Source organism: Streptomyces sp. NPDC006265 (genome assembly GCF_040613555.1).
In the GTDB taxonomy this organism is placed as follows: Bacteria; Actinomycetota; Actinomycetes; order Streptomycetales; family Streptomycetaceae; genus Streptomyces.
The window spans coordinates 1-8,937 of the sequence record NZ_JBEXSH010000330.1; the positions used below are offsets into that span (position 1 = coordinate 1).

Consider the following 8,937-nt stretch of genomic DNA (forward strand, 5'->3'; position numbering starts at 1 on the left):
AGTCGCAGGGCGGCAACTACTGGGGCACCAAGGACCCCCGTTACCCGCTCGTCAGCGGACACGCCCCCAAGGGCGAGGACGAGACCGCCTCGAACGCCGTGAGCGGCATGGTCGGGGTGACGAGCAGGTCGTAGGTGTCGTGGAAGCGGCCCATCCGGCGGCCCAGGTCCATCCGCACGTCCACCGCGGCCAGATAGTCCAGCGCCGAGTAGCGGGCGCCCCGCGCGCAGATCTCCCGCAGGCCCGGGTCCAGCAACTCGCGCTGGTGCGGGCCCAGGTGCTGCGTCACCCGGGCGGCCCCGCTGAACCACAGGGTGTGGAAGGCCTCCACCGGGTCGGTGAGATCCGGGTCGGTCTCCGTGACGTACGCGCCGAGCTCCGCCAGCCGCTCCACCGCCCGCCGCACCGCCCTCGCGACGGCCGGCTGCACCGCCACCTGCCCGCCCAGCGACGGCGAGTACGCCACCCGCAGCCCGCGCACCCCGCCCGCCAGACCGTCGGTGTACGGACCGGCCGGGGCGGACAGCGCCGACCAGTCGCGCGAGTCCGGATGCCCGATCACGTCCATCAGCAGCGCCGCGTCGGCCGCGTCCCGGGTCATCGGCCCGACGTGCGCCAGCGTGCCGAAGGCGCTCGCCGGGTAGAGCGGCACGCGCCCGTACGTCGGCTTCAGTGCGAAGATCCCGCAGAACGAGGCCGGGATGCGGACGCTGCCGCCGCCGTCCGTGCCCAGCGACAGCGGTCCCGCGCCCAGTGCGACGGCCGCCGCGCTGCCGCCGCTCGACCCGCCCGCGGTGCGCGAGGGGTCGCACGGGTTGCGCGTGATCCCGCTGAGCGGCGAGTCCGTCACGCCCTTCCAGCCGAACTCGGGGGTCGTCGTCTTGCCGATGAAGACCGCGCCGTGCTCGCGCAGCCGGGCCACGGAGGGGGCGTCCTCGTCCCAGCGCCCGGCCGCCGGGTCCACGGCCTTCGAGCCACGCAGGGTCGGCGCCCCGCGCTGCAGCAGGATGTCCTTGACGGTGACCGGCACCCCGTCGAGCAGGCCCCGTGGTTCACCGCGCCGCCATCGCTCCTGAGACTCCCGGGCCCGCTCCAGCGCGTCCTCGGCGGTCAGCCGGACGAAGGCGTTCACCTCCGGCTGGACCGCCTCGGCCCGCTCCAGCGCCGCCCGTGTCGCCTCCACGGGACTCCACTCGCCCTTGCGGTACCCGTCGAGAAGCCGTACGGCGGTCAGCTCGGTGAGCTCGGTCATCCACACTCCCAGGGACGTCAGTGACCAGGTACGTACCCACGCTGCTTGTCGACCACGTTCTTCAACGGCTCCCCGGTCGCCCACTGTTCGTACAGATCCACGAACTGGGCGCCGAGTTCGTCGCGCCAGCCGATGGTGTCGCCGCTCATGTGCGGGGACACGATCAGGCCCGGGGCCTGCCACAACGGGTTCTCGGCGGGCAGCGGTTCGGCCTCGAAGACGTCCAGGGCGGCGCCCGCGATCCAGCGCTTGGCCAGCGCCTCGGCCAGCGCGTCCTCGACGACGAGCTGCCCGCGGCCGATGTTGACGAACCGGGCGGACGGCTGCATGAGGTCGAAGCGGCGGGCGTCGAACATCCCGTGGGTCTCGTCCGTGAGCGGCGCCGCCGCGATCACCCAGTCGGCGCGGGCCAGCAGCCGGTCCAGGTCCTCCGGGCCGTGCACGCCGGAGCGCGCGGCGCGTCCCACGAGCGCGGTCGTGATGTCGAGCGCCCCCAGGGTGCGCGCGATCGCCCGGCCGATCGGCCCCGAACCGACCACCACGGCCCGGCTCCCGGCGATCTTGAGCGACTCGCGGTGCCGCCAGGTCCGCTCCCGCTGCAACTCCAGGGTCCTCGGCAGGTCCTTGGCCATCGCCAGCACGAGCGCGGCGACGTACTCCGCGATCGGCTGGTCGAAGATGCCGCGCGCGTTCGTCACCACGGTGTCGGAAGCGGCGAGTTCCGGACACATCAGATGGTCCACACCGGCGCTGGCCGTGTGCACCCAGCGGGGCCGCGGTCCCTCGCCGGGCCACGCGTCCCGCACGGCGCGCGAGGTGAAGTCCCACACCAGGAGTACATCCGCACCCGGGAGGCGCTCGGCGAGCCCCGCCGCGTCCGTGTGTTCGATGCGGGCGCGGCCGGTGAGGCGGCCGAGGCGGGGGAGGGGTTCGGCGTCCAGGACGAGCAGGGTGGGGGTGGGCATGAGCAGCCGTTTCTCCAGCCGTTCGGCGGGGCCGGCCGGCCCCGGGGCACCGGTCGGTGACGACGAGTTAACCCGGTGTTGACCAAGGAGCGATCCGGGCGGATTGACCACGCTCGCACCCGAACCTACCGTCGTCAACACGGGCGTTCCCACGATCCGTTGCACACTAGTTGCCCAGCGTGAGGCCGGTGCCTGCCATGGACGTCTCATTTCTCGGCGGGCCCAGCCCGCAGCGCGGGGTCGGCGTGGTCGCCCCCTTCGACTTCGCACTCGACCGCGAGCTGTGGCGCTGGGTGCCGGACGAGGTCTCGCTCCATATGACCCGCACACCGTTCGTGCCGGTCGAGGTGAGTCTCGACCTGGCCCGCCTGGTCAGCGAGCACGAGACGCTCGGTGAGGCGGTCCGCACGCTCAACGCGATCGCCCCCGAGGTCGTGGCCTACGCCTGCACGTCGGGCAGCTTCGTCGGCGGCACGATGGGCGAGCGGGCGATGTGCGAGGCGATGAGCCGGGCCGGCGCCGTACCGGCGATCACCACCTCCGGCGCGCTGCTGGAGGCCCTGGTGGAGCTGGACGTTCGCCGAGTGGCGCTGGTGACGCCGTACACGGTCTCGGTGACGCAGTCGCTGGAGGCCTACGTCGCCCAGGCCGGCGTCACGATCTCCGGCTGCGCCTTCATGGGGCTGACCCGGCACATCTGGAAGGTCCCCTACCGGGAGGTGGTGGACATGGCCCGGCAGGCCGTCCGCGAAGACGCCGACGCGCTGTTCATCAGCTGCACCAACCTGCCCACCTACGACGTGATCCCCCAGTTGGAGGCCGAGCTGCGCATCCCCGTGATCTCGGCCAACCAAGTGACGATGTGGGCGGCACTGCGCCGACTGGGTACCCGTGCGGTGGGACCGTACCAAGCGCTGATCAATCCGGCGGCGCGTTCCGGTCCCGCAGCGCCGGGGGCGGACCCCGGTCCCGTACTGCCGGAAGAAGAGCAGCAGGAAGGCTGGACATGACAGCACTGGGATTTCTCTACCCGGGCCACTCCGCCGAGGACGACTATCCGCGCATCGAGCAGTTGCTGGGCAGCGACATCCGGGTGGACCTGGTGCACACCGACATCGGTGAGGACGCGCACCGGGTGGACGCGCTGCTCGAGATGGGCTCCGCCGGCCGGCTCGCGGCGGGGGTCCAGGAACTGCGGCACGCCGGCGCGGACGCCGTGGTGTGGGCCTGCACGAGCGGCAGCTTCGTCTACGGCTGGGACGGCGCGCAGGAGCAGGTACGCGCCCTGGCCCAGACCGCCGGGCTGCCGGCCTCGTCCACGTCCTTCGCGTTCGCGCACGCGGTGCGGGAGCTCGGGGCACGCAAGGTCGCGATCGGAGCGACGTACCCGGAGGACGTGGCGCAGCTCTTCGCCGAGTTCCTGCGCGCGGCCGACGTGGAGGTCGTGTCGGTCAACAGCTCCGGCATCGTCACGGCCGCCGAGGTCGGCACATGGGGCGAGGCCGAACTCCTCACCCTGGCCCGGAACTCCGACCACCCCGACGCCGAGGCCCTCCTCCTGCCCGACACGGCCCTGCACACGGCGGCCCACATCCCGGCCCTGGAGAAGGAACTCGGCAAGCCGATCCTCACCGCCAACCAGGTCACGGTCTGGGAGGGCCTGCGCCTGGCGGACCGGCGGGTGAACGCGCCGGAACTCGGGGCGCTCTTCACACGGGAGCCGATCGTCCAGGGGTGAGACGGAAGACCTGATCCTCCCCCCTGTGGCAGACACCGCAGGGGGCGAAGAGGTATCGGCCCGAATCACCCCACGGTTCACGTCCTTCGTTCCGGTGGGGGTGGGGGAATCGGCGGTGGCGGGAGAGTGGGCGGCTCCCGGCGGCCACGGCGAAGGACCGAGGGGAACGCGAAGCCGACGGCTGAACCGGTGACGGCTCCGACCGACAGGGCCAGAAGGAAGCCCCGGCCGACACCGGAGCCGAACAGCTCCTGCGGTCCGGTGACCACGGCCCCGAAGCAGCCCGCCGCGACCGCGCCGCGCACGCGGTCGCGCGGGCCGGGTCTCTCCCTGCTCATGGACGCTCGCCCCTGCGCGACGCCACCGCAGTAGACGCACCGCGAACGCCGCCTTGAGCCAGGTGGCCGCTCGCGCCACCCGGTACACCCCAGTCGTCATGGAGACCGAGTGCCCGGGCGCGACTGAAAATGGGGTGCCGTGCCCTCGGAGGCGTCCTCCATGTGGGCCGGAATCGGTCCCACCCCTTTCTCGGTGCACAGATGGGCAAAAGCACTCCAACTCCCCGGCTGCTGCTGAGGAATGCTCCACTCCGCCGCATCACCCGACACGCGGGTTGACCGAAAGCGCGTTCCCCTTCTGGCGCCCATCCCGTGCACACTGGCCACGTCCGCAGCCAGTCGTGCCGTGAAGGACTCCCCGATGGCCGAAACGAGTCCGTTCAGATCCTCTGCAAGCGCTGTCCAGTTGTCCGGGCGCCTGCTGTGCCGGAGCCTGGCCGCCGCCATGGCCTCCGCCGCCGTGACCGCCTTCCTCCATCCCCAGGTCCGCTGGTGGGGCGCCGTATGGCCGCTGCCCTGGTGGCTCGCCTGTCTGGCCGCCCTCGCGTGGGCCGTCCTGCGGGCCCGTGAGAAGGCCGGCCGCACGCCCCCGCGGGACAGCGCCCGGAGCGACTGGGAGCAGGCCGCCTGACGGCCCCGGCGCAACGGCCGGGAATAAGCGGAGACAGTCCCCTGTTAGAGCCGGAACGACAGCACACGGCCCACAGCAGGAGGCACCCCCCGTGGCGGCAGACGAGATACGCGGCGCAGTACAGGGCGGCGCCCCCGTCCCCCTCTCCGTACTGGACCTGGTCACGGTGGGGGCCGGCCGCACCGCGTCGGACGCCCTGCGCACCAGCGTCGACCTGGCGCGCCTCGCGGAGAACCGCGGCTTCCACCGGTACTGGGTCGCCGAGCACCACTCGATGCCGGGCGTGGCCTCCTCGTCCCCGGCCGTGATCCTGGCCCACCTCGCCGCCCACACCGACCGCATCCGGCTCGGCTCGGGCGGTGTGATGCTGCCCAACCACGCCCCGCTCGTGATCGCCGAGCAGTTCGGCACCCTGGAGGCCATGGCCCCGGGCCGGATCGACCTCGGCCTCGGCCGCGCCCCCGGCACCGACGGCGCCACGGCCGCCGCCCTGCGCCGCACGGACCGGCTCAACGAGGGCGCCGACGACTTCCCCGAGCAACTCGCCGAGCTGACCCGCTTCCTCGACGACGACTTCCCCGACGGGCACCCGTACCGCCGCATCCACGCGGTCCCCGGCCCGGTCCAGGCCACCTCCCCCGGCGGCGTCCAGTCCCCGCACCGCCCGCCGCTCTGGCTGCTCGGCTCCTCCGGCTTCAGCGCCCGCCTCGCCGGCGTCCTCGGGCTGCCCTTCGCGTTCGCGCACCACTTCTCGGCGCAGAACACCGTCCCGGCACTGGACCTGTACCGGGAGTCCTTCCGGCCCTCCGCCGTGCTCGACGAGCCCTATGCCCTCATCGGCGTCTCTGCGCTCGCCGCCGACGAGGAGCGGGAGGCCCGCAGGCAGGTGCTGGCCGCCGCCCTCAGCATGGTCCGGCTGCGCACCGGCCGCCCCGGCCTCGTGCCCGGCCCGGAGGAGGCGGAGGCCTACGAATTCAGCCCCGTGGAGCGCGACTTCGTCGACTCCTGGAACGCCAACGTCATCCACGGCACCGCCGACGAGGTCCGCTCCGGCCTCGACGACCTCGCCAAGCGCACCGGCGCCGACGAGCTGATGATCACGGCCAACGCGCACGGCGGGGACATCCGCCTGCGCTCCTACGAACTCATCGCCGACGTCTACGGGTTGCCGACGCCCGCCTGAACGTCCGGTGCGCCCAGCAGCTCGGAGATACGATCCGGCGACACCGGGCGGGAGTACAGCCAGCCCTGTCCGGTGTCGCAGCCGATGCTCCGCAGCCGCGTCGCCTGCGCCGAGGTCTCCACGCACTCGGCCGTGACGGTCAGCCCGAGCCGGTGCGCGAGCTGGATCATCGCCTCGACGACGACCTCGTCGGCCGGGTTGGCCCGGGCGGCCGCCTCCCGGTCGTCGTACTGGAAGCCGCGCACGAAGGACCCGTCGAGCTTCAGCACCGACACCGGCAGCCGGCTCAGGTACGCCAGGTTCGAGTAGCCGGTGCCGAAGTCGTCGATGGCGATCCGCACGCCCATGTCGCTGAGCGCCTTCAGGGCCTGTAGCGGGCGGCCCGCCGAGCCCATCACGGCCGACTCGGTGAGCTCCAGCTGGAGCAGGTGCGGGGCGAGCCCGGTCTCGGCCAGCGTCTCGGCGACGTCCGACACCAGGTCCGAGTCCCAGACCTGCCGCACCGCCACGTTCACGCTGACGAAGATCGGCGGCTCGTCGGGGTTGTCGAGCTGCCACCGGCGGGCCTGCCGGCAGGCCGTACGGAGCACCCAGCGGCCCAGCGGGACGATCGAACCGTCCTCCTCCGCCAGCCCGATGAACCGATTCGGCGTCAGTACGCCGAACTGGGGATGGTTCCAGCGGATGAGCGCCTCGACCCCGTGCAGCCGGTCGTCCTCCATGCCGACCAGCGGCTGGTACTCCAGCCGGAACTCGCCCCGGTCGATGGCCGGCCGGAGCGTGGAGGCGAGGGCCTGGCGGGTCATGCGGTGCGCGTTGCGCTCCGGGTCGAACAGCGTCCAGCGGGCCTTGCCGTCGGCCTTCGCCCAGTACAGCGTCGTGTCGGCGGCCTGCATCAGCGCGGTGGGGGTGGTGCCGGCCGCGTGCCGCTCCACGACGCCGATCGACGCCGAGACCGACAGCCGCTGGCCGGAGATGTCGAACGGCTCCTGGACCGCCCGCAGGGCCGACTCGGCCAGCTCGGCCAGCTGTTCGGTGCCCGTGGAGTCCTCGACGAGCAGTGCGAACTCGTCACCGCCCAGCCGGGCCGCCAGCGGGACGCTGGTCCGCGCGTGGCCGGCCTCGTCCGCGCAGCGCGTCAGGCGCTCGGCGACGGCCGCCAGCAGCCGGTCCCCGACGCGATGGCCGAGGGTGTCGTTGATGGCCTTGAAGCCGTCCAGGTCCAGGTAGCACAGCCCGATCCGGCCCGTGCCGCTCTGCTCGTACGACTCCGCCTCCAGCGCGGCCGACAACCGTTCGAAGAACAGGGTGCGGTTGGGCAGCCGGGTCACCGGGTCGTGCATCTGCAAGTGCCGCAACCGGGCCTGGAGTTCCCGGCGGGCGCCGATGTCGGCGACCGACAGCAGCACACCGCAGTCCTCGGCGGGCAGTGGGGCGACGGTCACCTGCACCCACAGCGAGTGCCCGTCGGGGTGCTTGAGCCGGCGCGTGCAGCGCAGCCGGGACTGCCGTCCGCGCAGCACCTCGCGATAGGCGTGCCAGGTGCGGGCGTCGGAGGTGAGGTCGACCAGGTCGGCGGCGACGGATCCGGCCAGCCCGTCCGGGCTGCCGCCGAGCAGCGCGGCGAGCGCGTCGTTGGCGCTGACGACCGTGCCCTCGCGGTCCACGACGGCCATGGCGAGCGGGGCGGCCGTGAAGACCGAGCGGTAGGGCTGCCGGGTCGGCGGCTCGGTACGGGGAGACGTGTCGATCTCACTCTCTGTGACGACCGGCAGGTCCAGGTCTGCCGCGGGCGCCGGCCCTTCGGAGGTTCCGCTCACCGCTCGCTCCCGCATGTATTCGATCTCTGTCCGTGCAGGAAAGGTCAGGAAAGTGTGCCGATCATAGAGGCTGACCCCAGGGCCTTCCAGCCGGTGTCCAGTCTCCCCGGCCAACCGGCCCTTCTGCCAGATCGTTTCTGCATGCACCTGGACGGCTTCTTCAGGCCCCCGACCAGTTGTGACGTTCTGTGAGTGCTTCGGGGGTGTCGGCTTCCGTGATTTTTCGGCCCCTTCACCCGACCGGTGCAGGCAAACAGGACGCAGTACGACAAATCATCACAGTCTGGGTGCGGTGTCCCGCGAACCGTACCCGGAGGTACCCGTGCCGCGTCCGTTTCCGCGCGCCCGACTGCGCAGCACCGCGGCCGTGTTCACCACCATGTCCGCGCTCGCCGCCACCTCCCTCGGCGCCGGTCCCTCGATGGCCGGCCCCGACTCCGCCGTGCCCTGCGCCCTGACCCGGACCGACGCCCATCACTCGGAGGGCCTGGACACCTGGAACGCCGCCTATCCGCGCCCGGTCCGGTTTCTGGACGCGGTCATGGTCTTCCTGTCCTTTCCCGACGCCCACCCGCTGACCGCGCCGCAGGAGCTGACCGCAGACCACTTCCCGGCCACCACCCGCTTCTTCGAACGTGCTTCCTACGGCCGTTTCACCCTGCGCCCGCACGCCCTGCGGCACTGGATCCAGATGCCGAAGCCGTCCACCGCGTACGCCATACGGCGCGACTGGAAACCCGAGCACCGGGCCGCGTACCTGCGTGACGCCCTCTCCGTGGCCGACCCGCGGGTGGACTTCTCGCGCTACGACGTCGTGTACTTCGTCGCCGACCCGGACGCGCCCGGCGTGGACTCCGACGCGACCAAGGTGGTGAACCTGACGAGCCCGCTGCGGGCGGACGGTACCGATCTGCGCCGGATCGTCACGGTATTCGAACAGCACCCGCCGGACCGGCTCGTCCTCGCCCATGAGACCGGGCACGTGTTCGACCTGCCCGACCTGTACCACC

The 8,937-nt window shown here is 72.4% G+C and carries 9 protein-coding genes; 5 read left to right on the forward strand and 4 right to left on the reverse strand.

Annotated elements, in window-relative coordinates; genetic code table 11:
• Positions 1-40: 40 nt before the first annotated feature.
• Positions 41-1,252: an amidase gene (locus ABZ281_RS24935; protein ID WP_356658829.1), complete on the reverse strand. Its 1,212-nt coding sequence runs from the start codon at positions 1,250-1,252 to the stop codon at positions 41-43.
• Positions 1,253-1,269: 17 nt separating this feature from the next.
• Positions 1,270-2,217: a D-2-hydroxyacid dehydrogenase gene (locus ABZ281_RS24940; RefSeq protein ID WP_356658831.1), complete on the reverse strand. Its 948-nt coding sequence runs from the start codon at positions 2,215-2,217 to the stop codon at positions 1,270-1,272.
• Between the two features lie 197 nt (positions 2,218-2,414).
• Between ABZ281_RS24940 and ABZ281_RS24945 the strand changes: the two genes are divergently transcribed.
• Together ABZ281_RS24945 and ABZ281_RS24950 are read left to right on the forward strand one after the other, a co-directional pair.
• A complete protein-coding gene (locus ABZ281_RS24945; protein ID WP_356658833.1) occupies positions 2,415-3,227 on the forward strand; it encodes an aspartate/glutamate racemase family protein in 813 nt (270 codons plus the stop codon).
• On the forward strand, positions 3,224-3,955 hold the full coding sequence (locus tag ABZ281_RS24950; protein ID WP_356658835.1) for an aspartate/glutamate racemase family protein: 732 nt from the start codon (positions 3,224-3,226) through the stop codon (positions 3,953-3,955). The genes ABZ281_RS24945 and ABZ281_RS24950 overlap by 4 nt, the downstream gene beginning before the upstream one ends.
• A gap of 77 nt (positions 3,956-4,032) precedes the next feature.
• Here ABZ281_RS24950 and ABZ281_RS24955 read toward each other — a convergent pair whose 3' ends face one another.
• Complete coding sequence (locus ABZ281_RS24955) at positions 4,033-4,293, reverse strand: hypothetical protein (RefSeq protein WP_356658837.1); 261 nt, start codon at positions 4,291-4,293, stop codon at positions 4,033-4,035.
• A gap of 361 nt (positions 4,294-4,654) precedes the next feature.
• Between ABZ281_RS24955 and ABZ281_RS24960 the strand changes: the two genes are divergently transcribed.
• Both ABZ281_RS24960 and ABZ281_RS24965 read left to right on the forward strand, forming a co-directional pair.
• Complete coding sequence (locus ABZ281_RS24960) at positions 4,655-4,924, forward strand: hypothetical protein (protein ID WP_356658839.1); 270 nt, start codon at positions 4,655-4,657, stop codon at positions 4,922-4,924.
• A gap of 91 nt (positions 4,925-5,015) precedes the next feature.
• Positions 5,016-6,107 (forward strand): LLM class flavin-dependent oxidoreductase, encoded by a 1,092-nt coding sequence (locus ABZ281_RS24965; RefSeq protein WP_356658841.1) that lies wholly within the window; start codon positions 5,016-5,018, stop codon positions 6,105-6,107.
• Here the strand turns inward: ABZ281_RS24965 and ABZ281_RS24970 are convergent.
• A complete protein-coding gene (locus ABZ281_RS24970; RefSeq protein WP_356658843.1) occupies positions 6,083-7,942 on the reverse strand; it encodes a bifunctional diguanylate cyclase/phosphodiesterase in 1,860 nt (619 codons plus the stop codon). The two genes, ABZ281_RS24965 and ABZ281_RS24970, sit on opposite strands and share 25 nt — an antisense overlap.
• Before the next feature lie 277 nt (positions 7,943-8,219).
• On the opposite strand from ABZ281_RS24970, the gene ABZ281_RS24975 reads away from it, so the two are divergent.
• Positions 8,220-8,937: M6 family metalloprotease domain-containing protein (locus ABZ281_RS24975; protein WP_356658845.1), on the forward strand; the 718-nt coding region annotated here is incomplete at its 3' end.